The organism is Falsirhodobacter halotolerans (assembly GCF_022899245.1).
Taxonomy (GTDB): Bacteria; Pseudomonadota; Alphaproteobacteria; order Rhodobacterales; family Rhodobacteraceae; genus Falsirhodobacter; species Falsirhodobacter halotolerans.
In genome coordinates, this window is the sequence record NZ_JALJAZ010000001.1 from 466,958 (window position 1) to 490,237 (window position 23,280).

29 protein-coding genes are annotated in these 23,280 nt (G+C 67.1%); 18 read left to right on the plus strand and 11 right to left on the minus strand.

Annotated features, from left to right (window positions below):
• The 4 genes from MU449_RS02565 to MU449_RS02580 are packed head-to-tail and all read right to left on the minus strand — an operon-like array spanning nucleotide 1 to nucleotide 3,270.
• Complete coding sequence (locus MU449_RS02565; protein ID WP_244738930.1) at nucleotides 1-444, minus strand: YcgN family cysteine cluster protein; 444 nt, start codon at nucleotides 442-444, stop codon at nucleotides 1-3.
• A gap of 34 nt (nucleotides 445-478) precedes the next feature.
• On the minus strand, nucleotides 479-1,402 hold the full coding sequence (locus MU449_RS02570; RefSeq protein ID WP_244738931.1) for a bifunctional riboflavin kinase/FAD synthetase: 924 nt from the start codon (nucleotides 1,400-1,402) through the stop codon (nucleotides 479-481).
• A 60-nt stretch (nucleotides 1,403-1,462) separates the two neighbouring features.
• Entirely contained in the window at nucleotides 1,463-2,353 is an 891-nt protein-coding gene (locus tag MU449_RS02575; protein ID WP_244736448.1) for a TIGR01459 family HAD-type hydrolase, read from the minus strand.
• The gene (locus tag MU449_RS02580; protein ID WP_244736449.1) at nucleotides 2,353-3,270 is read right to left on the minus strand and encodes a manganese-dependent inorganic pyrophosphatase; all 918 of its coding nucleotides are present in this window, start codon (nucleotides 3,268-3,270) and stop codon (nucleotides 2,353-2,355) included. The genes MU449_RS02575 and MU449_RS02580 overlap by 1 nt, the downstream gene beginning before the upstream one ends.
• Before the next feature lie 216 nt (nucleotides 3,271-3,486).
• On the opposite strand from MU449_RS02580, the gene MU449_RS02585 reads away from it, so the two are divergent.
• Complete coding sequence (locus MU449_RS02585; protein WP_244736451.1) at nucleotides 3,487-3,684, plus strand: hypothetical protein; 198 nt, start codon at nucleotides 3,487-3,489, stop codon at nucleotides 3,682-3,684.
• Here the strand turns inward: MU449_RS02585 and MU449_RS02590 are convergent.
• On the minus strand, nucleotides 3,678-4,658 hold the full coding sequence (locus tag MU449_RS02590; protein WP_244736452.1) for a TraB/GumN family protein: 981 nt from the start codon (nucleotides 4,656-4,658) through the stop codon (nucleotides 3,678-3,680). The genes MU449_RS02585 and MU449_RS02590 overlap by 7 nt on opposite strands.
• A 163-nt stretch (nucleotides 4,659-4,821) precedes the next feature.
• Here MU449_RS02590 and MU449_RS02595 point away from each other — a divergent pair, with 163 nt between their 5' ends.
• The 4 genes from MU449_RS02595 (at nucleotide 4,822) to MU449_RS02610 (ending at nucleotide 8,133) form a co-directional block, all read left to right on the plus strand.
• On the plus strand, nucleotides 4,822-5,109 hold the full coding sequence (locus tag MU449_RS02595; RefSeq protein WP_244736454.1) for a co-chaperone GroES: 288 nt from the start codon (nucleotides 4,822-4,824) through the stop codon (nucleotides 5,107-5,109).
• A 43-nt stretch (nucleotides 5,110-5,152) separates the two neighbouring features.
• Nucleotides 5,153-6,793, plus strand: coding sequence for a chaperonin GroEL (groL, locus tag MU449_RS02600; protein ID WP_244736455.1), 1,641 nt, complete (start codon nucleotides 5,153-5,155; stop codon nucleotides 6,791-6,793).
• 162 nt (nucleotides 6,794-6,955) lie between these two features.
• The gene (locus MU449_RS02605; protein WP_342345633.1) at nucleotides 6,956-7,423 is read left to right on the plus strand and encodes a transglycosylase SLT domain-containing protein; all 468 of its coding nucleotides are present in this window, start codon (nucleotides 6,956-6,958) and stop codon (nucleotides 7,421-7,423) included.
• 32 nt (nucleotides 7,424-7,455) lie between these two features.
• Entirely contained in the window at nucleotides 7,456-8,133 is a 678-nt protein-coding gene (locus MU449_RS02610; RefSeq protein WP_244736456.1) for a hypothetical protein, read from the plus strand.
• Here MU449_RS02610 and MU449_RS02615 read toward each other — a convergent pair.
• Entirely contained in the window at nucleotides 8,123-8,566 is a 444-nt protein-coding gene (locus MU449_RS02615; protein ID WP_244736457.1) for an NUDIX domain-containing protein, read from the minus strand. The genes MU449_RS02610 and MU449_RS02615 overlap by 11 nt on opposite strands.
• Nucleotides 8,563-8,820, minus strand: a complete 258-nt coding sequence (locus MU449_RS02620; protein ID WP_244736458.1) for an accessory factor UbiK family protein — start codon at nucleotides 8,818-8,820, stop codon at nucleotides 8,563-8,565. The genes MU449_RS02615 and MU449_RS02620 overlap by 4 nt, the downstream gene beginning before the upstream one ends.
• 100 nt (nucleotides 8,821-8,920) lie before the next feature.
• Between MU449_RS02620 and lgt the strand changes: the two genes are divergently transcribed.
• From lgt to pgeF, 3 genes are read left to right on the plus strand one after another with little or no spacing between them, the layout of a single operon-like run.
• Nucleotides 8,921-9,802, plus strand: a complete 882-nt coding sequence (gene lgt, locus MU449_RS02625) for a prolipoprotein diacylglyceryl transferase (RefSeq protein ID WP_244736460.1) — start codon at nucleotides 8,921-8,923, stop codon at nucleotides 9,800-9,802.
• Nucleotides 9,799-10,815, plus strand: coding sequence for a class I SAM-dependent methyltransferase (locus tag MU449_RS02630; RefSeq protein WP_244738934.1), 1,017 nt, complete (start codon nucleotides 9,799-9,801; stop codon nucleotides 10,813-10,815). Before lgt ends, MU449_RS02630 begins: the two co-directional genes overlap by 4 nt.
• Nucleotides 10,812-11,558, plus strand: a complete 747-nt coding sequence (gene pgeF / locus MU449_RS02635) for a peptidoglycan editing factor PgeF (RefSeq protein WP_244736461.1) — start codon at nucleotides 10,812-10,814, stop codon at nucleotides 11,556-11,558. The genes MU449_RS02630 and pgeF overlap by 4 nt, the downstream gene beginning before the upstream one ends.
• Here pgeF and MU449_RS02640 read toward each other — a convergent pair.
• The gene (locus MU449_RS02640) at nucleotides 11,536-12,045 is read right to left on the minus strand and encodes an Lrp/AsnC family transcriptional regulator (protein WP_244736462.1); all 510 of its coding nucleotides are present in this window, start codon (nucleotides 12,043-12,045) and stop codon (nucleotides 11,536-11,538) included. The two genes, pgeF and MU449_RS02640, sit on opposite strands and share 23 nt — an antisense overlap.
• Before the next feature lie 148 nt (nucleotides 12,046-12,193).
• Here MU449_RS02640 and trxB point away from each other — a divergent pair, with 148 nt between their 5' ends.
• Complete coding sequence (gene trxB / locus MU449_RS02645) at nucleotides 12,194-13,144, plus strand: thioredoxin-disulfide reductase (protein WP_244736464.1); 951 nt, start codon at nucleotides 12,194-12,196, stop codon at nucleotides 13,142-13,144.
• Between the two features lie 9 nt (nucleotides 13,145-13,153).
• Here trxB and MU449_RS02650 read toward each other — a convergent pair whose 3' ends face one another.
• Both MU449_RS02650 and MU449_RS02655 read right to left on the minus strand, forming a co-directional pair.
• Nucleotides 13,154-13,372, minus strand: a complete 219-nt coding sequence (locus MU449_RS02650; RefSeq protein WP_244736466.1) for a DUF1150 family protein — start codon at nucleotides 13,370-13,372, stop codon at nucleotides 13,154-13,156.
• A 16-nt stretch (nucleotides 13,373-13,388) separates the two neighbouring features.
• On the minus strand, nucleotides 13,389-13,796 hold the full coding sequence (locus tag MU449_RS02655; RefSeq protein ID WP_244736467.1) for an Hsp20 family protein: 408 nt from the start codon (nucleotides 13,794-13,796) through the stop codon (nucleotides 13,389-13,391).
• A gap of 159 nt (nucleotides 13,797-13,955) precedes the next feature.
• Between MU449_RS02655 and MU449_RS02660 the strand changes: the two genes are divergently transcribed.
• The 9 genes from MU449_RS02660 (at nucleotide 13,956) to MU449_RS02700 (ending at nucleotide 22,555) form a co-directional block, all read left to right on the plus strand.
• Nucleotides 13,956-14,174: a YdcH family protein gene (locus tag MU449_RS02660; RefSeq protein WP_244736468.1), complete on the plus strand. Its 219-nt coding sequence runs from the start codon at nucleotides 13,956-13,958 to the stop codon at nucleotides 14,172-14,174.
• A 61-nt stretch (nucleotides 14,175-14,235) separates the two neighbouring features.
• Nucleotides 14,236-14,721: a 5-(carboxyamino)imidazole ribonucleotide mutase gene (gene purE / locus MU449_RS02665; protein WP_244736469.1), complete on the plus strand. Its 486-nt coding sequence runs from the start codon at nucleotides 14,236-14,238 to the stop codon at nucleotides 14,719-14,721.
• Nucleotides 14,721-15,791 (plus strand): 5-(carboxyamino)imidazole ribonucleotide synthase, encoded by a 1,071-nt coding sequence (locus tag MU449_RS02670; RefSeq protein ID WP_280517625.1) that lies wholly within the window; start codon nucleotides 14,721-14,723, stop codon nucleotides 15,789-15,791. The genes purE and MU449_RS02670 overlap by 1 nt, the downstream gene beginning before the upstream one ends.
• A 61-nt stretch (nucleotides 15,792-15,852) precedes the next feature.
• Nucleotides 15,853-17,859 (plus strand): M3 family metallopeptidase, encoded by a 2,007-nt coding sequence (locus MU449_RS02675; protein WP_244736472.1) that lies wholly within the window; start codon nucleotides 15,853-15,855, stop codon nucleotides 17,857-17,859.
• Between the two features lie 90 nt (nucleotides 17,860-17,949).
• Nucleotides 17,950-18,768: a phosphonate ABC transporter ATP-binding protein gene (phnC, locus tag MU449_RS02680; protein ID WP_244736474.1), complete on the plus strand. Its 819-nt coding sequence runs from the start codon at nucleotides 17,950-17,952 to the stop codon at nucleotides 18,766-18,768.
• Between the two features lie 25 nt (nucleotides 18,769-18,793).
• Nucleotides 18,794-19,696 (plus strand): phosphonate ABC transporter substrate-binding protein, encoded by a 903-nt coding sequence (phnD, locus tag MU449_RS02685; protein ID WP_244736476.1) that lies wholly within the window; start codon nucleotides 18,794-18,796, stop codon nucleotides 19,694-19,696.
• A 65-nt stretch (nucleotides 19,697-19,761) separates the two neighbouring features.
• Nucleotides 19,762-20,628 (plus strand): phosphonate ABC transporter, permease protein PhnE, encoded by an 867-nt coding sequence (gene phnE / locus MU449_RS02690; RefSeq protein ID WP_244736477.1) that lies wholly within the window; start codon nucleotides 19,762-19,764, stop codon nucleotides 20,626-20,628.
• Nucleotides 20,625-21,938: a phosphonate ABC transporter, permease protein PhnE gene (phnE, locus tag MU449_RS02695; RefSeq protein ID WP_244736478.1), complete on the plus strand. Its 1,314-nt coding sequence runs from the start codon at nucleotides 20,625-20,627 to the stop codon at nucleotides 21,936-21,938. Before phnE (MU449_RS02690) ends, phnE (MU449_RS02695) begins: the two co-directional genes overlap by 4 nt.
• On the plus strand, nucleotides 21,938-22,555 hold the full coding sequence (locus tag MU449_RS02700) for an LbetaH domain-containing protein (protein WP_244736479.1): 618 nt from the start codon (nucleotides 21,938-21,940) through the stop codon (nucleotides 22,553-22,555). Before phnE (MU449_RS02695) ends, MU449_RS02700 begins: the two co-directional genes overlap by 1 nt.
• Here MU449_RS02700 and phnF read toward each other — a convergent pair.
• Nucleotides 22,552-23,262 (minus strand): phosphonate metabolism transcriptional regulator PhnF, encoded by a 711-nt coding sequence (phnF, locus tag MU449_RS02705; protein WP_244736480.1) that lies wholly within the window; start codon nucleotides 23,260-23,262, stop codon nucleotides 22,552-22,554. The two genes, MU449_RS02700 and phnF, sit on opposite strands and share 4 nt — an antisense overlap.
• Nucleotides 23,263-23,280 lie beyond the last annotated feature (18 nt).

A 23,280-nucleotide genomic window follows, 5' to 3' on the forward strand; every position in this document is an offset into this window, starting at 1 on the left:
TTACGGCGTCTCCTCGATCAGGTAATCTTCCCAGTCTTCTTCGGATACCTGAAACTCCGGCACAGTCCAGCCTTGCACCGACGCGCCGGCACGGTGGATGGAGTTGCGGTCCCCCGTCAGCAGGTGATGCCATTCGGGCAGCGGATCGCCCTGATGCAACAGGCGATACGCGCAGGTGCGCGGCAGCCAATAGGCGATCTCGGGCAGTTTCTTCGGCGTCAGTTGCACGCAGTCGGGCACGAAATCGTGGCGATTGGCATAGCTGGAACAGAGGCACGTCTCCCCATCCAGAAGCTTGCAGGCCAGCCGGGTGAAGGCGATCTCGTTCGTGTCCTCGAACTCGATCTTGTTCAGGCAGCATTTGCCGCAGCCGTCGCACAGCGCCTCCCATTCCTGGGGGGTCATCTTCGACAGGGGGACGGTATCCCAGAAACGATCGCGCATCATGGCCTTCAGGTGGGGGTGCGGAAGGGAAAAGTCAAAGCGCGGACAGAAGGGCGCGGGCGCGGGCGCAATCGTCGTCCATCTGCGCGATCAGGGCGGGCAGGCCGTCGAACGTCATCTCGGGGCGCAGCCAGTCGATCAGCGCGACCGACAGATGCGCGCCGTAAAGATCGCCGGTGAAATCGAACAGGAAGGTTTCAAGGTTCGGCGCCTCTCCGTCGAACATCGGGCGCACGCCAAGGCTGGCGGCGCCGTCATAGGTGCCGCGATGCGGCCCGGTCAGCACATCCACCCGCACGGCATAGACGCCAAAGCGCGGGCGGTGCAGGCGCGACAGGGCCATGTTGGCAGTGGGATAGCCCAGATCCCGCCCGCGCTTTTCCCCGTGCAGAACCTCGCCCTCGATCCGGTGCCAATGGCCCAGCATCGCGGCGGCGCGGCGCGGGTCGCCGTCGGTCAGGGCGGCGCGGATGGCGGTGGAGGAGATCTCGTCCCCGTCGTGACCCACCAGATCGGCCAGCGTGACATCGAAATCATGCTCCGCCCCAAGGGAGATCAGCGTCTCGCAGGTGCCGGCGCGGTCGCGGCCGAAGGCGAAATCGCGGCCCACCACCACGTGGCGGATGCCCAGGCCTTCAACCAGAACCTCGCGCACGAAATCGGCGGGGCGCAGGGTGGCCAGCTGTTCGGCAAAGGGCAATTCATAAAGCCGTTCCACCCCCAGCTTCGCCAGGCGGTTGCGCCGCGCTTCGGCATTCATCAGGCGGAAGGGGGGCTGGAGGGGGGTGAAATATTCGCGGGGATGGGGTTCGAACGTCACGATGCCAAGGGGCCCGTTCCCCCGCGCCAGATCGATCACCGCCTGATGGCCGCGGTGCACGCCGTCGAAGTTGCCCATCGCGACCGAGGCGCCGCGCGCAGGGGCGGGCAGGTCACGCCAGTTGGTGAAAATGTCCATCATCCGGTCCCGTTGGCCCCACGTCCCCCTATCGCGCAGGGGGGCGCGGGTTTCAAGGCGTCAGCGCAGGTGGCCGATGGCGAAGGTCGGCTCCAGCGTCTGTTCGATCAGCCATTTTTCCAGCAACGTCGCATCGGGATTGGCGGTGTCGTCGCCGAAATGCTTGGCCGCAAGGCCCGAGGTGATGAACAGCGAATCGATCCCTTCGCTCACGCCGCCCTGCACATCGGTCAGGATGCCGTCGCCCACGCACAGCGTGTCGGCATCGGTCAGGTCGGGGGCGATGGTCGCCCGCTTGCGCCGCGCCAGATCATAGATCGGGCGATGGGGCTTGCCGAGATAGATGCTGCGCCCCCCGATCCGGTCATAGGCCTGCGCGATGGCCCCCGCGCACAGAACGCGCTGGTGGCCGATATCCACCTCGATATCCGGGTTGGCGCACAACAGCGGCAGATCGCGCGCCTTGGCATCCGCCAGAAGGCCGTCGTAATCGGCCAGCGTGTCGGTCAGATCGTCGAACAGGCCGGTGCAGACGATGCCCTCGGCCTCTTTCAGGGGCACCCGTTCCACGGCGGGCTGCTGCGCGGCAAGGGCGGACAGATCGGCGGAAAGGTCGGAAAAGAACCCCTCGTCCTTGGGGGCGCCGACATGGTGCACGCGGCGGCCCACGGCCCCGGTCAGCATCGCGAACTGCGCCGCATCGCCCGAGGTGGCGACATCGTCCCACGCATCGCGCGGCACGCCCATGGCGTCGATCTGTTCCACCACCGACCGTTTGGGGCGGGGGGAGTTGGTGACGAGGATCACCGTCCCGCCCGCGCGACGGAAGGTCTGAAGCGCCGTCACCGCGTCGGGAAAGGGGGCCACGCCGTCATGCAGGCAGCCCCAGATGTCGCAGAACAGCGCGCGGTATTGGCCCAGATCGGCCAGGGATTGAACGATGCGTGCCATCAGAGCGCCAGAACCGGAATGATCTGCTTCTTGCGGCTCATGACGCCCGGAAGCACCACCGTGTCGCCCGCGACCGTCACCCCGAAGCTGCGTTCGGCGATGCGTTTGACCAGATCGTTCGGCACGAGCAGCGTCGCCTCCTCGCGCAGGATGTCCACCACGAACAGCAGCACCTGATGCGCGCCGTCGGCGGCCGCGACCTCGGGCATCGCGGCGATCAGCGCGTCCTTGCGCGACAGGATCTGGGCGGGGCTGGTGGTTTCCAGAACCGACACCCGCAACTCCGTCCCGTCCACGGTGTATTCCTTGCTGTCCATTGTCAGCAGGGCCGCTTCGGAAAAGGCCGAGACGTCGGATTTCGCGGCGAACATCTCGGCCGCGAAATCGGCGATGTCCACGCGCAGGTCGTGGGCCAGCGCCTCGGCCACGGCGCGGTCATGGGGCGTGGTGGTGGGGCTGCGGAATTCCAGCGTGTCCGACAGGATGCAGGACAGCATCAGCCCCTTGATGTGACGGGGGGCCTTGTCCACCGCGCTGCCCATCAGGTCGTGCATGATGGTGGCGGTGCAGGCCAGCGGGCGGATGGTGATGTCGATCGGGCCCTTGGTGGTCAGCCCACCGACCAGCAGGTGGTGGTCGATGATCTGGACGATGGCCGCGTCGGCGATGGTGTCGGGCAGTTCGGCGGGGTTGTTGGTGTCCACGATCACCACCTCCTCGCCGGGGGCGAGGGTGTCCAGAAGGGCGGGCACCTCGACGCCCCAATGGCCCAGAACGAACATCGCTTCGGTGTTGGGGGTGCCCAGAACGCGGGGGGTGGCGGGGGTCTCGCGCATCTCGGACAGATACCAGGCCCAGACGATGGCCGAGGCGGTGGAATCGGTGTCGGGGGATTTGTGGCCGAAGACCTGAAGCATCGCGGGGTTCCCGTTCATGAAGATATGCGGTCGTTATAGGGGGGCATCCCCGGCTTGTCACCTCGGGCGCCGCCCTCTTTTGCGGCGTTTTGCGAACGGGTATTGCGTCTGGCGCATGGCGGGGTTTCGCCTTTTCAGCGTTGTCCGCAGGGGGGTGCGGGCGCATCTTGGGGACAAGACGAAACGATCCGCAATCCGAACCGAAAGGCCCGTCCGATGACCACCCTGACCGCAAACACCCCCGTCGCCGCTTCCCCCGCCTCGCTGGGCCTGTGGGCCAAGCTGGTCACCGCGGCAAGCATCTTCGGCGCCTCGGTCCGCGTTTCGGCGGCGATCCGGTCGCACCGCACCCCCGACGTCGCCGATCTGGACGTGCTGGGCATCAACCCCGCCGATATGCCGAAAGTCTACTGATCCAGACGGCGCAGCGCGTATCCGTCGGCTTCCAGGAGGGACAGCACCCCGTCCCGCCCCGGCAGGTGCAGCGCGCCCACCGCCACCACGATGGGGCCGGTTCCGGCCTCATCCTCGATCACCGGCATCCAGGCACGGTTGCGCAGGGTGATCAGCGCCGTTTCCGCCTCGGCAAAGGTGGCGTCGACCTCGGGTTCGGTCAAGGTGCCGTCCTCGATCGCCATCAGGCGCATGAATTCCCACATCACCCGGATATGCCCGTCGAAATAGGATGAGGCCAGCGTCACCGCGACATCTTCCGAGAGCGGCTCCAGCGGCAACGAGGACCGGATCAGGTCCAACTCCTCCTCCGGGGGGATGTTGTCGAACAGGGTGAACAGCGTGTCATAGGGTTCGACCGCGCGGACAGGGATATCCCGGTCCTGCGCCATGGCGATCAGCCGTTTGTCCAGACCGTTGTCGAACCCGCTTTGCATGGCGCAAGGCGGCATCCCCAGCAACATCGAGATATACCACGGCTTCATCTTGGCCGTCATGAAGCCGGGAATCCCCCGTTCCTCCATCGCCACGCGCAGCGCGTCCCATTCGGCGGGCGGCAGGCGTTCGGGCAGGGTGGGGCCGGACATCACGCTCATCGCCTCGGGGTGTTCGGCCATGTGACGCGCAAGGGCGGCCTCCTCCTCCGGCCCGGCCTCCACCAGAAGATGAGTGGCGCCGTCCAGATGGGGGGCGAGGCCTGCGGCCCAGTCCTCCATCCGCAGATCGTTCAGATGATAGGTGCCGATGACCACGATCCGCCGGTCATCCTTCGTCGCCTGCCATACCGTGCCGTCGGGATGGGGATGGGCCGCCGTGGCCGCGTCAAGCGCCGCACGCTGGTCGGCGGGCAGCGCGTCGATCAGGTTTTTGCCTTCGCACAGGGCAAAGGCCGGCGGGGCAACCAGCAGGGCTGCGGCAAGAACAAGGTGTTTCATCCCGGCAGCCTGACATGTCCGCCGCCTGTCGCCAAGAGCCACGAAAAATCGCGGGGAGGGGGCGTTGACAGAGCCGGTGGCCGTGCATAGCTTGCGGCCCGTTAGCACTTCCACAGGGTGAGTGCTAAAGACATTCATTCGAACCTGAGGGAGCGTTTCTCAGATGGCATTCAAACCGTTGCACGATCGTGTTCTGGTCCGTCGCATCGAAGGCGATGAAAAGACCAAGGGCGGCCTGATCATCCCCGATTCCGCCAAGGAAAAACCCGCCGAGGGCGAGATCATCGCCGTGGGCGAAGGCGCCCGCAAGGACTCGGGCGAGCTGATCGCACCGTCCGTCAAGGTGGGCGACCGCATCCTGTTCGGCAAGTGGTCGGGCACGGAAGTGACGCTTGAAGGCAAAGAACTGCTGATCATGAAGGAAAGCGACATTCTCGGCATCATCGCCTGAGATCCGCCTTTCTTAATTTCCACAGACATTCAGGAGATCTGACATGGCCGCTAAGGACGTGAAGTTCGACACCGATGCCCGCGAGCGTATGCTGCGTGGCGTCAACACCCTCGCCGATGCTGTCAAGGTGACGCTGGGCCCGAAAGGCCGCAACGTCGTCATCGACAAATCCTTCGGCGCCCCGCGCATCACCAAGGACGGTGTGACGGTCGCCAAGGAAATCGAACTGGCTGACAAGTTCGAGAACATGGGCGCCCAGCTTGTGAAAGAAGTCGCCTCGCGCACCAACGACGAAGCCGGCGACGGCACGACGACCGCGACGGTGCTGGCGCAAGCCATCATAAAGGAAGGCATGAAGTCGGTCGCTGCCGGCCTGAACCCGATGGATCTGAAGCGCGGCATCGACATGGCCACCGCCAAGGTCGTGGAAGCGATCCGCGCCGCCTCGCGTCCGGTGAACGATTCGGCGGAAGTCGCCCAGGTCGGCACCATCTCCGCCAACGGCGAAGCCGAGATCGGCCGTCAGATCGCGGATGCGATGCAGAAGGTCGGCAACGAGGGTGTCATCACCGTCGAAGAGAATAAAGGCCTCGAGACCGAGACCGAAGTCGTCGAAGGCATGCAGTTCGACCGCGGCTACCTCTCGCCCTATTTCGTCACGAACCCCGACAAGATGGTCGCGGAACTGGACGACGCGCTGATCCTGCTGCACGAGAAGAAACTCTCGTCCCTGCAGCCGATGGTTCCGCTGCTGGAAGCCGTGATCCAGTCGCAAAAGCCGCTGATCATCATCGCGGAAGACGTGGACGGCGAGGCTCTGGCCACGCTGGTCGTGAACAAGCTGCGCGGCGGTCTGAAGATCGCAGCCGTCAAGGCACCGGGCTTCGGCGATCGCCGCAAGGCCATGCTGCAGGACATCGCGATCCTGACCGGCGGTCAGGTGATTTCGGAAGACCTCGGCATGAAGCTGGAGAATGTCACGATCGACATGCTCGGCACCGCCAAGAAGGTCCAGATCACCAAGGACACCACGACCATCGTCGATGGCGCGGGCGACAAGGCCGAAATCTCGGCCCGCGTGTCCCAGATCCGCACGCAGATCGAGGAAACCACCTCGGACTACGACAAGGAAAAACTGCAAGAGCGCGTGGCCAAACTGGCTGGCGGCGTTGCCGTGATCCGCGTCGGCGGCATGACCGAGATCGAAGTGAAAGAGCGTAAGGACCGTGTGGACGACGCCCTGAACGCGACCCGTGCGGCCGTGCAGGAAGGCGTTGTCGTCGGTGGCGGCGTGGCGCTGGTTCAGGCCACGAAGGCGCTGGAAGGTCTGGAAGGCGCGAACGCCGATCAGAACGTCGGCATCTCGATCATCCGTCGCGCGCTGGAAGCACCGCTGCGTCAGATCTCCGAGAACTCGGGCGTCGACGGGGCTGTCGTGGCTGGCAAGATCCGCGAATCGTCCTCCACCTCGTTCGGCTTCAACGCCCAGACCGAAGAATATGGCGACATGTTCTCGTTCGGCGTGATCGATCCGGCCAAGGTGACCCGCACGGCGCTGGAAAACGCGGCATCGGTGGCCTCGCTGCTGATCACCACGGAAGCCATGATCGCCGACAAGCCGGAGCCGAAGGCCCCGGCAGGCGGTGGTATGCCCGACATGGGCGGCATGGGCGGCATGATGTAAGCTGCCGTTTCCTTTCAGGAAACACGGGGGCGTCCTTCGGGGCGCCCCTTTTCGTTTGGCAGGTTTCCGCGCATCCGGGTTGACAGGGGGAACCCGGCGCTTGCCAGACACGCCGCTGGCCCGCATCGTCCGGGGCAACGACAACAACCCCGGACAGTGAAGATGTTGATGCGCGCCACCCTCGCCCTGACGCTGATGCTTGGCCTTTCGGCTTGTGGTGGGGGGATGACGCCCGTCTCCCGCGGGGCGACGCCCGATGTGAACGTGCCCGCCGGACGGGCCGAGGTGGCGCGGATGGTGGACAAATACGCCGACCATTACGGCGTTCCGCGCACGCTGGCCCACCGCGTCGTGCGCCGCGAAAGCACCTACAACCCCGCGGCCCGCAACGGCTCCTATTACGGGCTGATGCAGATCGCCCCCCAAACCGCGCGCACCATGGGCTTTTCGGGCGAGGCGGGGCAGCTTCTGGATGCCGAAACCAACCTGCGCTATGCGATGAAATACCTGCGCGGCGCGTGGATGGTGTCGAACGGGTCCGAGGACACCGCCGTCAAATGGTATAGCCAGGGCTACTATTATGAGGCGAAGCGCCAGAACCTGCTGGTCGAGACCGGCCTCCGCTCCTGATCTTCGTCATCTCCATCCTTGCCCTTGCCGCCGTGCTGCCCTTGATCCGCGCGGCGGAGGGGGAGCCGCAGGTGATCGCGGCCAGCCTCTGCGTGGCGGGGGCCGCCCTGTCGTGGCTGGCGCTGATGCTGCGGCGCAAGCGGCGCGATGCGCCGGGACCGGGCGTGATCCTGCGCCGGGCCGCGCAGGTGCAGATGGTCGGGGCGGTTCTGCTGCTGGCCGGGCTGTTTGCCGTGGCGCAGGGGCTGGCGGCGATGCCGGTGGTGCTGGCCGTTGTGCCGGTGGGGGCGGGGGCACTGGTGGCGACGCTGGTCGGGCGGCAGATCCTCGGCGATGCGCCGGGTCTGTGGGAATGGCCCGTGGCGATCGGGGTGCTGATCGCGGCGGCCTGGACCGGACCGCTGGACGCGGTGCTGATGCTGCTGATCGCAGGGGGCAGCGCGGGGGCGCAGGGGCTTTTGCTGCGGCGCGGCGATCCGTTGGACCTTCTGGCCACGCATATGCTGTTGGCGGCGCCGTTGGCCGCGATTTTGCTGGTGGGGGATGCGCCACTTCGCGGTCTGCCGCTGGTGCTGACGCTTCTGGCGGCGCTGGCGCTGACCTTCGGGCTTTGGGGCTGGTTGCGCACCGGGCGCGCGGCGGGGAGCGTGGCCCTGCTGCTGGCCGCCGGGGCAGGGCTGGCGATGGAGGGCTGGCCCGCTATCGGATGATTGGCTCCAACGGGTCATAGATCACGCCCTCGCCCCAAGCCGCCTGGGCCAGACGGTCGGGCTTGACCCGCAACAAGGCCATTTCTTCCCGCGTGACCCAGCGGCGCTGCGTCACGACCCCCTCGGGATCGCGCCAATCCTGCGCGATGGTGCCCGCCACGACCGTGCAGCGGAAATAGAGATCGACCTGATGGAACGTCCCGCCCGGATCGTGGAATTCGTTCACCATGACCGGCGCGCCGACCGTGACGGTCAGGCCGGTTTCCTCATGCACCTCGCGGATCAGGTTGTCGGGCAGGGAGGTGTGGCGGTTCACCCCGCCGCCGGGGGCGGTCCAAAGGTCGGACACCCCCTCGGGCCACGCGTTGACCAGCAACAGACGCTGCCGGTCGTCCAGAATCAGCGCCCGCACCGCAAGGCGCGGACCGCTCATGCCTTGGGGGTGTCGGGCTTGGCCTCAAGCGCGGCCAGACGTGCGGCCAGCGCCGCGTTCTCTTCCCGCGCTTTCAGGGCCATGGCGCGGACAGCGTCGAATTCCTCACGCGTGACCAGATCGCGGTCGGCCAGCCACCGGTCGACCATGCCGCGAAACGCGGTCTCCGCCTCGGTCCGTGCGCCTTGGGCCACGCCCATGGCGTTGGTCATCAGTTGGGACATGTCGTCCAGAAACTTGCCTCGGGTCTGCATGATCGCTCCTGTTCGCGGTTCAGCAACATATGGCCGCAGGGGGGCCGCTTGACAAGGTCGGGGTCGCCCCCGACAAACATCGCCGAAACACGAGGCCCGCATGTCCTACATCCCCTTCCCCGATATCTCGCCCGAGATATTCACCCTGACCCTTGGCGGATTCAGCTTCTCGCTGCGCTGGTATGCGCTGGCCTATATCGCCGGGCTCTTGCTGGGATGGTGGATCGTGATGCGCCTGATCCGGCGCGTGGACCTGTGGCCGGCGGGCCAGCCGCCGATGACCGCCGATCAGGTGGAGCGGCTGCTGACTTGGGTCATTCTGGGGGTGGTGATCGGCGGGCGGCTGGGCTTCGTGCTGTTCTATGATCTGAACTATTACCTTGCGAACCCGCATCTGATCCCCGCCGTGTGGGAAGGGGGGATGTCCTTCCACGGCGGATTGCTGGGCGTGATCGCCGCCACGTGGATATTCACCGCGCGAGAGGGGATCGCCAAGCTGTCGGCGGGCGATGCGCTGGCGGCCGCCGTGCCGCCGGGGCTGTTCTTCGGGCGGCTGGCGAATTTCATCAATGCCGAACTCTGGGGGCGGCCGACCGATCTGCCCTGGGGCGTGGCCTTTCCGGGGCCGGCGGCGCAGTTCTGTCCGGGGGTGGAGGGCATCTGCGCCCGCCACCCGTCGCAGTTGTATGAGGCGGGGCTGGAAGGCCTGCTGCTGGGCGCGGTGATCTGGGTGCTGATCCTGCGGCGGGGCTGGCTGCGCTGGCCGGGCGCGATCGCCGGGGTGTTCATCGCCGGCTATGGCGCGTCGCGGTTTCTGGTGGAGTTCGTCCGCCAGCCCGACGCCCAGTTCGTGACCGAGGGCAACCCGCTGGGGCTGGCTTGGCAGATCGGCGGCTGGGGGCTGACGCAGGGGCAGGCGCTGTCCCTGCCGATGGTGGCCGTGGGCCTGTGGCTGATCCTGCGGGCGCGGCGGGCGGCGTGACCCCGCTGGCGCAGGCCTTGGTGCGGGAGATCGGGCTGGACGGTCCGATCAGCCTTGCCACCTTCATGCGGCGCGCGTTGCTGGACCCCGATCACGGCTATTACACGACGCGGATGCCCTTCGGGGCGGCGGGCGATTTCACCACCGCGCCGGAGATCAGCCAGATGTTCGGCGAGCTGATCGGCCTGTGTCTGGCGCAGCACTGGCTGGAATCGGGGGGCGGGGCCTTCACCTTGGCCGAGCTTGGGCCGGGGCGCGGGACGCTGATGGCCGACATCCTGCGCGCCACCCGCAACGTGCCCGGATTTCACGCCGCCGCCGATGTGGTGCTGGTGGAGGCGAGCCCCGCGCTGGCCGCGATGCAGGCCGGGCGCGTGCCGTGTCGCCATGTGGCCCGGGTGCAGGATCTGCCGGACGCCCCGCTGTGGCTGGTCGCGAACGAGTTCTTCGACGCGCTGCCGATCCGCCAGTTCCACCGGCGGGGGGCGGCGTGGCATGAACGGATGGTCGGCGTGACCGAGGGGCGTCTGGCCTTTGGCCTCTCGCCCCCTGTGGCGGGCACCTATGACGCCGATATCGTGGAGATCTGCCCCGACGCCGCCCCCATCATGGCCGAGATCGCCGCCCGTGTGACGGATCGCGGTCTGGCGCTGATCGTGGATTATGGCGGCTGGGGCAGCGATGGCGACACGTTTCAGGCCGTCCGCAACCACGCCTTTGCCGATCCGCTGGCCGATGTGGGGCAGGCGGACCTGACCGCGCATGTCGATTTTCGCGCGCTGGCGGCGGCGGCGGCGGAGTGCACGATACGCTATACGACGCAGGGGGCGCTTCTGGGCGGGTTGGGCATCGCCACGCGGGCCGAACGGCTGGCGGCCACCCTCAGCGGGGCGGCGCTGGAGGCGCATGTGGCGGCGTTTCGGCGGTTGACCGAGGCGGGGCAGATGGGCGAACTGTTCAAGGCCATGGCGGTCACGGGCCGCACCTCACCACAACCACCGGGGTTTCCATGACACTCGAGATCATCACCTCCCGCGCGCTGCATCCCGTTCGCCACGGGTTCTTCACCCGCAAGGGGGGGGCGTCGTCGGGCATCTTTCACGGGCTGAACTGCGGCCCCGGAAGTTCGGATCTGGCGGAGGTGGTGGCCATCAACCGCGCCCGCGTGGCCGAGGCGATGGGCGTGGACAGGGCTGCGCTGGTGACGGTGCATCAGGTCCATTCCCCCGACGTGGCGGTGGTGGAGGGGGCGTTCGACACGGCCCCCCGCGCCGACGCGATGGTGACGCGCGAACCGGGGCTGGCCTTGGGCATCCTGACCGCCGATTGCCAGCCGGTGCTGCTCGCCGATGCGAAGGCGGGCGTGATCGGCGCGGCCCATGCGGGGTGGAAGGGCGCGCTGTCGGGCGTGTTGGAGGCGACGGTGCAGGCGATGCGCGATCTGGGAGCCACGGACATCACCGCGGCGATCGGGCCGTGCATCAGCCAGCGCGCATATGAGGTCGGTCCCGAGATGCTGGACGCCTTCATGGCCGAGGATGACGCCTACAGCCGGTTCTTCGCCCAAGGGCAGGGGGACCGGCTGCTGTTCGATCTGCCGGGCTTCGGCCTGTCACGTCTGCGGGCGGCAGGGGTGGAGGCCGAATGGACCGGCCATTGCACCTATTCCGATGCCGAGCGGTTCTATTCCTATCGCCGCACCACCCACGCGAACGAGGCCGATTACGGCCGCCTTATCGCGACGATCCGGCTTTAGCGAGCCGCGCCTCAAGCACGTCGAAGGGCACGCCGGGTTCGTCCTTGGCGCCGCGAATCACCAGGCTGGTCTTGACGCTGGCGACATTCGCGGCCGAAGTCAGGTGCTGCGTCAGGAACGACTGGAAGGTGGACAGGTCGGGGGCCACGCATTTCAGGATGAAGTCGATCTCGCCGTTCAGCATGTGGCATTCGCGGACCAGCGACAGGCTGCGGCAATGATCCTCGAACGCGGCCAGATCGCGTTCGGCCTGGCTGTGCAGCCGCACCATGGCAAAGACCTGCACCTCGAACCCCATTTCGCGCGGGTCGATTTCGGCATGGTATCCGCGGATATAGCCCGCCACCTCCAGCGCGCGCACGCGGCGCAGGCAGGGCGGGGCGGATATGCCCACGCGCCGCGCCAGTTCCACGTTGGTCATGCGTCCGTCGGCCTGCAATTCGGCAAGGATCTGTCGGTCGATGGGATCCAGCTTCGATCCGGCCATGAAATGCTCCCTGTAAACTGTGCCGACATTACAGAACGCCCGTGCCACACGCAATATTATGTCGCAGAAAAACCACCCCTTGCGCGGGGGTTTCCGCCGCGCAAGGGGTGGCCTATATCGGGCGGCGACAGATACCGAAAGGGCGATCATGACCGAGACGCGGCACACCAAGGTTCTCATCATCGGCTCCGGCCCTGCGGGCTATACGGCGGGGGTCTATGCCGCCCGCGCGATGCTGAACCCGATCCTTGTGCAGGGTTTGCAGCCCGGCGGGCAGCTGACCATCACGACCGAGGTGGAGAACTGGCCCGGCGACACCCACGTGCAGGGCCCCGACCTGATGGTGCGGATGGAAGAGCACGCCCGCGCGATGGGGACCGAGATCGTCACGGATTACATCACCTCGCTCGACCTCTCGGTGCGTCCTTTTGTAGCGATGGCCGACAGCGGCACGATGTTCACGGCGGATGCGGTGATTCTGGCAACCGGCGCGCAGGCGAAATGGCTGGGCCTGCCGTCGGAGGAGCAGTTCAAGGGCTTCGGCGTCTCGGCCTGCGCCACCTGCGACGGATTCTTCTATCGCGGGAAGGAGGTTGTGGTGATCGGCGGCGGCAACACGGCGGTGGAAGAGGCGCTGTTCCTGACGAACTTCGCCACCAAGGTGACGCTGATCCACCGCCGCGACACTTTGCGGGCCGAAAAGATCCTGCAGGACCGCCTGTTCAACCACCCGAAGGTCGCCCTCGAATGGCATCAGACGGTGGAGGAGGTTCTGGGCAGCACCCCCGCCGGTGTGACGGGCGTGCGCCTGCGCGATGTGCGCGACGGAACCGAGAAGGTGATCCCCTGCGACGGGTTCTTCGTGGCGATCGGCCACAGCCCTGCGTCGGAATTGGTCAAGGATCAGCTTGAACTGCACTCCGACGGCTATGTGAAGGTGGAGGCGGGCAGCACCCGCACCTCGATCCCCGGTGTGTTCGCCGCCGGTGATCTGACCGACCATATCTATCGTCAGGCGATCACCAGCGCGGGCATGGGCTGCATGGCCGCGCTGGATGCGGAACGCTGGCTGGCGGGGATCGAAGAGGCGTTTCAGTAAACGCCCGACCTAGTGGACGTTCACCGGGGCCAGATCGTTCTGGATCGCAAGCTGGAAGGCCATCTTGCGGTCCCGCACAAGGGCGATCTGTTCCCCCGACGCGCTGTGCAGCGCATAGAGGATGTCCAGCCCCTCGGCCTGATCCTGCACTTCGGACGGCAGGTCGGCCACGGCGACGGGACGGACATAGACCATCCGGTCGGTTTGGGTGTTTTCAACATTCGGCATGATGGGTCTCCTGTTCTCAGGCGGATCGGATGGCGATGGTCTGCACCACCGTGTCCGGGACGACGCGCTTCAGGTCCACGTGAAGCAGTCCGTGCTTCAACTCGGCCCCCGCAACCTCCACCCCGTCGGCCAGCACGAAGCTGCGCTGAAAGGCGCGGCCGGCAATTCCACGGTGCAGGAACACGCGGGGCACGGTTTCATCCGCCTGTCGGCCACGGATGACCAGCTGGCGGTCTTCGACCGTGATGGACAGGTCCGCATCGGCGAACCCCGCCACCGCAAGGGTGATGCGATAGGCGTTGTCGGCCACCGCCTCGATGTTGAACGGGGGATATCCATCGGTTTTCGAGGTCCGTTCCACCAGCCGTTCCAGCTGTTCGAACCCAAGAAGGTGGGGATGCGCCCCGAAGCTGAGTTTCGTCATTCCGCTTGCCCTTGCATGAAGCGACAAATCGCGGGCCCGTGCGGCACCCGCAGGATCAATATGGGCAAGACGGGGACGCGCCGCAAGACGCGCAGAATTTTCCCCTCCCTTGCGTGAAACCCGCTATACTCCCCCCACGTCACATTTCCAGAGCAGACCATGAACGCCCATTCCGAACTCGACACCGAGGAAATGCTGAAGATCAGGGTGGCGGTTCTGCGGCAGGAACACCGCGATCTGGATGAAGCCATTCTGGCGCTCACCGCCTCGCCCGCGCCGGACGCGCTGCGCCTGCAACGTCTGAAGCGGCGCAAGCTGTGCCTTAAGGATGAAATCGTGCGGATCGAGGATCGCCTTATCCCCGACATCATCGCCTGATCCCATTGCGGGCGGGCGCGATGGCGTTATGATGCCGCCCTTTCACGGACGGGGGTCGTATATGGGCATCGAGGTCGGAATCATCATGGGCAGCCAGTCCGACTGGCCCACCCTGCGCGAGGCGGCGGTCATTCTGGACGACCTCGGGGTTCCGTATGAGGCCCGGATCGTGTCGGCCCACCGCACGCCCGACCGGCTGTGGACCTATGGCAAGGAGGCCGTGGGCCGAGGTCTGAAGGTCATCATCGCGGGCGCGGGCGGGGCGGCGCATCTGCCAGGCATGATGGCGTCGAAAACCCGCGTGCCGGTGATCGGCGTGCCGGTGCTGACCAAGGCGCTGTCGGGTGTGGACAGCCTGTATTCCATCCTGCAGATGCCCAAGGGCTTTCCCGTGGCGACCATGGCCATCGGCGCGCCGGGGGCGGCCAATGCCGGGCTGATGGCGGCGGGGATCCTTGCCCTGTCCGATCCGGCCCTGGCGCAGCGGCTGGACGCGTGGCGGGCGGCGCTGACCGCCTCCATCCCCGACATGCCGGAGGATGTGTGATGGCGGCGCTGCATCCGGGGGCGGTGATCGGGATCCTTGGCGGGGGCCAGTTGGCGCGGATGCTGTCGGTCGCGGCCAGCCGTCTGGGCTTTCGCACCCATGTCTATGAACCCAGCCCCAACCCGCCCGCGGGCGACGTGGCCCATGAGGTGACGACCGCCGCCTATGACGATGAGGCCGCCTTGCGCGCCTTTGCCGCATCCGTCGATGTCATCACCTATGAATTCGAGAACGTTCCGACCTCGGCCCTCGATCTGCTGGAGGCGCAGGTGGTCATCCGCCCGAACCGCCGCGCGCTGGCGGTCAGTCAGGACCGGATGGCGGAAAAGGAGTTCCTGTCGGGTCTGGGCCTGACCGTCGCGCCCTTCGCCCGCGTGACCGATGCCGCCAGCATGACGGCGGCGGTCGAGGCGATCGGGGCGCCGGCCATCCTCAAGACCACCCGTCTGGGATATGACGGTAAGGGGCAGGCCCGGCTGCGCGCGGCGGCGGATGCCGAAGCGGCACTCGCATCGATGAACGGGGCGGAGGCGGTGCTCGAAGGGTTCGTGACCTTCAGCCATGAGGTGTCGGTGATCGCCGCCCGCGGTCTTGACGGGGCCGTGGCCGCCTATGACCCCGGCGAGAACGTGCACCGCGACGGCATCCTGCACACGACCACCATCCCCGCCCGCCTGACGCCCGGCCAGCGCACCGATGCGGTGCTGATCGCGGCGCGCATCCTGAACGCGCTCGATTACGTGGGCGTCATGGGGGTGGAGCTGTTCGTGACCCAGAACGGGCTGATCGTGAACGAGATCGCGCCCCGGGTGCACAATTCCGGCCACTGGACACAGAACGGCTGCGCGGTGGACCAGTTCGAACAGCATATCCGCGCCGTGGCCGGCTGGCCCTTGGGCGACGGGGGGCGGCATTCGGACGTGGTGATGGAGAACCTGATCGGCGACGACATCCTGCGGGTGCCCGACATCGCAGGCGAGCGGGGCGCGGCGCTGCATCTCTATGGCAAGGCCGAGGCGCGTCCGGGCCGCAAGATGGGCCATGTAAACCGTGTGACGAAGGGGGCCTGAACGGGGGGGGCCTAGCGGTTCGGCGCGCTTCCACCTAGCTTCAGGGCAAAGGAGACGCCTCATGAACCCGCTTCTGTCCGACTGGACCGGCCCCTTCGGCCTTCCGCCCTTCGACCGCATCACCGATGCCGACTTCGCCCCCGCCATCGACGAAGGTCTGGCGGAGGCGCGGGCCAACATCGCGCGCATCAGCGCCGACCCTGCCGCCCCCACCTTCGCCAACACCATCGACGCGCTGGAACTGTCGGAGGAGGTGTTGGACCGCGTGGCGGGCGTTTTCTACACGCTGGCCGGGGCCGACAGCACCGACGCGCGTGAGGATCTGCAGCGTGAATTGGCGCCGAAGATGTCGGCCTTCTCGTCCGAGATCATCAACAACCACGCCCTGTTCGACCGGATCGACACCCTGTGGCAGGCGCGCGAAACGCTGGACCTCACGCCGGAACAGGCGCAGGTCCTGAAACTCTATCACCGCATGTTCGTGCGGGCGGGGGCGGAACTGACGGGGGCCGAGGCCGAACGTCTGACGGCGGTGAAGGCGCGGCTGGCGGTCCTTGGCACGCAGTTCGGCCAGAACCTGCTGGCCGAGGAAAAGGGCTGGTCCCGCGATCTGACGCCCGAAGATCTGGCGGGGCTGCCGGAGTTCGTGGTGGATGCGACCCGCGCCGCCGCCAGGGATCGGGGGCAGGCGGGGCACGTCCTGACGCTGGCGCGGTCGGTCATCACGCCGTTCCTGCAATTCTCGCCCGACCGCGATCTGCGGCGCGTGGCCTATGAGGCGTGGACCGCGCGCGGGGCCAACGGCAACGCGCAGGACAACCGCGCCATCGCGACCGAGATTCTGTCCCTGCGGGAGGAGCGGGCGCATCTTCTGGGCTATGCCAGCTTTGCCGATTACAAGCTGGCGCCGGAAATGGCCAAGACCCCGGCGGCGGTGCGCGATCTTTTGATGCAGGTCTGGGGCCCGGCAAAGGACGCCGCCGCCCGCGACGCCGAGGTTCTGACCCGCATGATGCACGAGGACGGGATCAACGGCGATCTGGAACCGTGGGACTGGCTCTATTACACCGAACGCCGCCGCAAGGCCGAACACGATCTGGACGAGGCGGAGATCAAGCCCTTCTTCGCGCTGGACGCGATGATCGAGGCGGCGTTCGACGTGTCGCGCCGCCTGTTCGGGCTGGAGTTCAAGGCGCTGGACCTGCCGCTTTATCACCCCGATGCGCGCGCGTGGGAGGTGACGCGGAACGGCAAACATCTGGCCGTGTTCATCGGCGATTATTTCGCGCGGCCGTCCAAGCGGTCGGGCGCGTGGTGCACGGCGATGCGGGTGCAGCGCAAGCTGGGGGGCGACCGCGCCCCCATCGTGATGAACGTCTGCAACTTCGCCAAGGGCGATCCCAGCCTTCTGTCCTATGACGATGCGCGGACCCTGTTTCACGAATTCGGCCACGCGCTGCACCAGATGCTGTCGGACGTGACCTACGCCTATGTGTCGGGCACCTCGGTCGCGCGGGACTTCGTGGAACTGCCCAGCCAGCTTTACGAACATTGGCTGGAGGTGCCGGAGGTTCTGCGCACACACGCCCGCCATGTGAAAACCGGCGCGCCGATGCCCGAGGATCTGATGGAGCGCCTTCTGGCGGCGGGCACCTACGATCAGGGGCATTCGACGGTGGAATACGTGGCCTCCGCCCTTGTCGATCTGGCGTTTCACGAAGGTGCCGCCCCCGCCGATCCGATGGCCCGGCAGGCCGAGGTGCTGGCCCAACTGGGGATGCCCGACGCCATTCGTATGCGGCACGCGACGCCGCATTTCGCGCATATCTTCACGGGCGACGGATATTCCTCGGGCTATTACAGCTATATGTGGTCCGAGGTGATGGACGCCGATGCCTTCGCCGCCTTCACCGAAACGGGCGACGCCTTCGACCCCGCCACCGCCCGCGCGCTGGAGGAGCATATCCTGTCCAAGGGCGGGACCGAAGAGGCGGAGGCCCTTTACACCGCCTTCCGGGGCAAGATGCCGGATGTTGCGCCGCTGCTGCGCGGGCGGGGGCTGGCCTGAGGGCCCTGTCGCAAAACCTTCGCGGAACCGCCCCGAAACCGTGACGTTTCCGCCTTTATCTGGCCCCCGTGAACACATGAGGGGCCGGTCATGCTGGAAGTCAGAAACGTCACGCGGATGTTTGGCGCGCGCGCGGCGGTGGACGATATCAGCTTCACCGTCGACGGGCCGGCCTTTGTCGGCGTGATCGGGCGGTCGGGGGCGGGCAAGTCCACCTTCCTGCGGATGATGAACCGCCTGACCGACGCGACCGCGGGCCGGATCCTGGTGGAGGGGCGCGACATCCTCGCCCTGCGCGGCCCGCAGGCGCGGGCGTGGCAAAGCGATTGTGCGATGATCTTCCAGCAGTTCAACCTTGTCCCCCGCATGGATGTGGTGTCGAACGTCCTGCATGGCATCCTGAACCGCCGCTCCACCCTTCAGACGATGTTCAACCTGTGGCCGCGCGCGGACATCCTGCGGGCGATCGACATTCTGGACCGGCTGGGCATCGCCGAACAGGCACCCAAACGGGCCGAGGCGCTGTCGGGCGGGCAGCAGCAGCGCGTGGCCATTGCCCGCGCCCTGATGCAGGATCCCCGCATCATCCTGGCCGACGAACCCATCGCCAGCCTTGATCCGATGAACGCGCAGGTGGTGATGGACGCCCTTCGGCGCATCAACCTGGAGGATGGCCGCATGGTCATCGCCAACCTGCACACGCTGGACACCGCGCGGCGGTATTGCGACCGCGTCATCGGTATGCGCGACGGGCGCATCGTGTTCGACGGCACGCCCGACCAGCTTTCGACCGGGGTCGCCCGCGACATCTATGGCGCGGATGCCAGCTTCAACGAGGCGGCGACCTCCACCTCCATTCCCACCGACACCTCATCCGACGACGCCTATGCCTTGCGGATGATGGCCTGACCCCTTCCATCCCTACGGAGAGACGATGAAACACGCAGTTCTGGCCCTGATGGCCGCCACCGCCCTGTCCCCCCTCGCCGCCACGGCGCAGGAGATCACGCAGTTCAACATCGGCATTCTGGGCGGCGAGAACGCGCAGGACCGCATGAATTCCAACGAATGCTACCGCGTGGCCATCGAAGAGGCGCTGGGCGTGCCGGTCAAGATCTTCACGCCCGCCGACTATGACGGCGTGATCCAGGGGCTGCTGGGCGGCACGCTGGACATGGCGTGGATGGGGGCGTCGGGCTATGCCAAGATCTATCTGACGAACCCCGATGCGGTGACGCCGGTCCTGACCAAGCAGAACATGGACGGTTCCACCGGCTATTACGCCGTGGCCTTCGCCCGCGCCGACAGCGGCATCACCTCGATCGAGGATGCCAAGGGCACGTCCTTCGTCTTCGCCGATCCGAACTCCACCTCCGGCTATCTGGTGCCGGCGGCGGAACTGACCCAGACCTATGGCCCCTTGGACGACTACTTCTCCGAAGTGCGGTTTTCGGGCGGGCATGAACAGTCGATCGTCGCCGTGGCCGGTGGGGACGCCGATGCGGGCGTCAGCTGGGCCGACGGTCTGGGCGACTGGGAAGACGGCTACAACTCGGGCGCGTTCCGTCGCGCGGCCGATGCCGGGCTGGTCGACATGAACGACATCGTGCCGATCTGGCAGTCCAGGCTGATCCCCGAAGGTCCGATGGTGCTGCGCAACGCCCTGCCGCAGGGGGTGCGCGACACGGTGACCCAACTGACCGCCGACCTTCACGAAACCGACCGCGCCTGCGCCTATGGCGTGGCGGCGGGCGAGGCGCAGGATTTCGTCCCGGTCGATCATGCCGCCTATGACGGGATCGTCGCCGCGCGCGAGTTGGAACAGGCGAACCGCTGATCCCACCCCGATGGACCGCCCCGACCCCGGGGCGGTCCCTTGTCCATTCCGACCGTGAGGGGTTCATGGCCGACACCGCGCCTTCCCATCCCGCGCCCGACATCCGCGGCGCCTATCTCGACATGGTGCGCCGCCGCCGGATGTATGGCGGCATCCTTCTGGTGTTCTTCGCGGCCCTGATGGTGTCGGGCTTCGATCTTGCCCAGTCGCGCAACGCGGGCGGGTTCCTGCCCGGCCTGCCCATGGTCTTCTCCTTCCCGTCCGAGGTCCTGTCCGAGGCGTGGCGCGAGCGGGCGGCCATTCCGGCCATGCTTCTGGGCCATCTGCCGTCCTTGATCGAGACGGTGAACATCGCCGCCGTCTCCACCCTGCTGGGCGGGCTGGCGGCGATGGGGCTGGCGCTTTTGTCCACGCACGGGCTGGCGCGCTGGCCCCGGCTGACGCCGGTGTTCCGCCGCATGATGGACACCACGCGCGCCATACCGGAGGTCGTGATCGCGCTGATGCTGATCTACATCCTGGGCGGCGGGCCGGTTCCGGCGGTGGCGGCCATCGCGCTGCACACGGCCGGCGCCTTGGGCAAGCTGTTTTCCGAAGTGGCCCAGAATGCCGACTTGAAACCGGTGGAGGGCCTGACCTCGGTCGGGGCCAACTGGGGGCAGCGGATGTGGCTGGGCGTCCTGCCGCAGGTCGCGCCGAACTGGACGTCCTATGCCCTGATGCGGTTCGAGATCAACGTGCGGGCCAGCGCGATCCTGGGCTTCGTCGGCTCGGGCGGGATCGGGTATGACCTGAAGATCGCGATGCAATGGGGGCAGGGGCGCTATGCCGAGGTGGTGGCGATCTTCCTGCTGCTGTTCCTGACCATCGTCGCGATCGACCGCCTGTCCGATCACGCCCGCGTCCGTTTGGTGAAGGGAGCCCTGCAATGACCGCCGCAATCATGGCCCCGCCGATCCTGCGCGGGTTCGCCCGTCGCCGCCTGACCGCCTTTGCCGTGCCGCTGGCGATCCTGGCCTATCTTCTCTATGCCGCGATCACCTTCGACGTGGCGGGCCTTGCGGCCCGTGCGCGGATGGACAATGCCGCGCTGATGCTGTCGGATTTCTGGCAGCACAAGACGCATATCACCCGCGACAACCGCACCGGCGCCCTGACCGCCGCGGTGGAGGGGGAGAACAAGGGCCTCTATCCCGAAGGCCGTCTGCCCGATTATGTCACCGTGAACGGGTCCGTCACCACCATCGATCTGGAGCGGGGCCATGTCGTCACCTATGACGCGGCGGGGGCGCGGTATCTGCATCCCGACCATGGCACCATCGACATCCGCCCCGAGGGCAACCGCCTGATCCTGACCGCGCCGCAGCCCTTGCCCGACTGGATCAACGCTTCGGACAGCCGCGTCAGCCTGACGACCGGGGCGGGCCGCTTCGCCTATACCCGATCCAAGGTGGAGACCTTCCGCTATTCCCCCGGCTGGCCGCTGTTCTTCTTCACGCTCGACAGCCCTTGGGCGTTCATGACCTGGGGGGAGATCGGCGCCGCCGCGCTGTGGGGCGAGCGGTTGGATCCGGCGCGATCCAACATCGCAAGCATGGCGCAGGATTTCTGGACCAACGCGATGTGGCGGCATGGCGACGTGTTCTGGGCGATCATGGAAACCATCCTGATGGCCTTTCTGGGCACGATGGGGGCGGCGATCCTGTCCCTGCCGCTGGCCTTCATGGCGGCGCGCAACATGAATCCGCTGGGGCCGGTGCGCTTCGGGCTGCGGCGGGTGTTCGATTTCATCCGCGGGGTGGACGCGCTGATCTGGACCATCGTTCTGGCCCGCGCCTTCGGCCCCGGCCCGATGACCGGCGCGCTGGCCATCCTGCTGACCGACACCGGCAGCTTCGGCAAGCTATTCTCCGAGGTGCTGGAAAACATCGACGAAAAGCAGGTGGAGGGCGTGCGGTCCACCGGCGCGGGGGCTGTGGCGCGGGCCCGGTTCGGGGTGATCCCGCAGGTGACGCCGGTGCTGCTGTCGCAGGTGCTGTATTTCCTTGAGGCCAACACCCGCGGGGCCACGGTGATCGGGGCCATCGTCGGCGGGGGGATCGGCCTGTTGTTGACGCAGGCGATCCAGACGCAGAAGGATTGGGAGGATGTGGCCTATTACATGGTGCTGATCGTGCTGACCATCATCGCGATGGACAGCCTGTCGGGCTGGCTGCGCCGCAAGCTGATCCGGGGGCACTGATGCCGAAACTTTCTGCCGACGTGCCGCTGATCCATCCGGGCGCGGTGGTGACCGCCTCCACCCTCGGGCGGTTCTGCGAGGTGGGGGAGGGCGCGCGCCTGCTTGCCACCGATCTGGGCGACTATGCCTATTGCGAACGGTTGTGCGACATCGCCAACGCGTCGGTGGGCAAATTCGCCAACATCGCCGCCCTGTGCCGCATCGGGCCGACCGATCACCCGATGCACACGGCCAGCCTGCATCACTTCCTGTATCGCGCCAGCTACTACTGGGACGACGCCGAGGATGACGCCGAGTTCTTCGCCGCCCGTGCGGCGCGGCGGACGGTGATCGGGCCGGACACCTGGCTGGGCCACGGCGCGATCGTGAAGCCGGACGTGACCATCGGCGCGGGGGCCATCGTCGCCTCGGGTGCGGTGGTGACGAAGGACGTGGCCCCCTACATGATCGTGGCGGGGGTGCCGGCGGTGCCGCTGCGCGCGCGGTTCACGGCCGATGTGGCCGACCGCCTTTTGGCGCTGGCGTGGTGGGATTGGGATCACGCCCGCCTGCGCCGCGCCCTGACCGACTTCCGCAGCCTGCCGGCCGAGGCGTTTCTGGAGATGTATGGCGGTTAGTCGGCGTTCACCGTCAGCGTCACGCGGTCGCCCGCGAACCAGGTCGTGCCGTATTCGACGGGGTGGCCGTCCGCATCCAGATTGATCGCCACCGTGCGCAGAACCGGCGCGCCCTGCGGCACCTCCAGCGCAAGGGCCATCGTGGCCGGGGCGATCTTGGCCGTCAGGCGGGTTTCGGCGCGGGTGTAATCGGCCACCCCGCAGGCCGCAAGCGCCCGGGTGACGGAGGTGTCGGCGCGCAGGTGGTCGGCAAGGGTCGGAAACCGCGTGGCGTCGAACACCGACCGGAACACCGCCAGGGGCTGCCCATCGGCCAGCGACACCCCTTCCATCACATGCACGGGCGCGCCGGGGGGCAGGCGCAGGGCCGCCGCCTCTTCCGCGTCGCAGGCGCGGATGTCCAGCCGGGTCAGCCGCCGAGACGCCGTCCGCCCCGAGGCGGCCAAGTTCTGATGAAAGCGCACCCGTCGCCCCAGGGGATATTCGGTCGGGGTGGCCGTGACGAACACCCCCGCCCCTTGCCGCGTGCGCAGCGTCCCGGCGGCGACCAGCGACTTCACCGCGTGCCGCACCGTGTGGCGGTTGACGCCGAACCGGGTCGCAAGCTCCCCCTCGGTCGGCAGGCGGTCGCCGGGGCGGTAATGGCCGTCCGTGATGTCCGTCTGTAACGTGGCGGCGATGGAGGTCCAGATCGGTTTGCGTGTCATTGAATGTTCACAACTCGG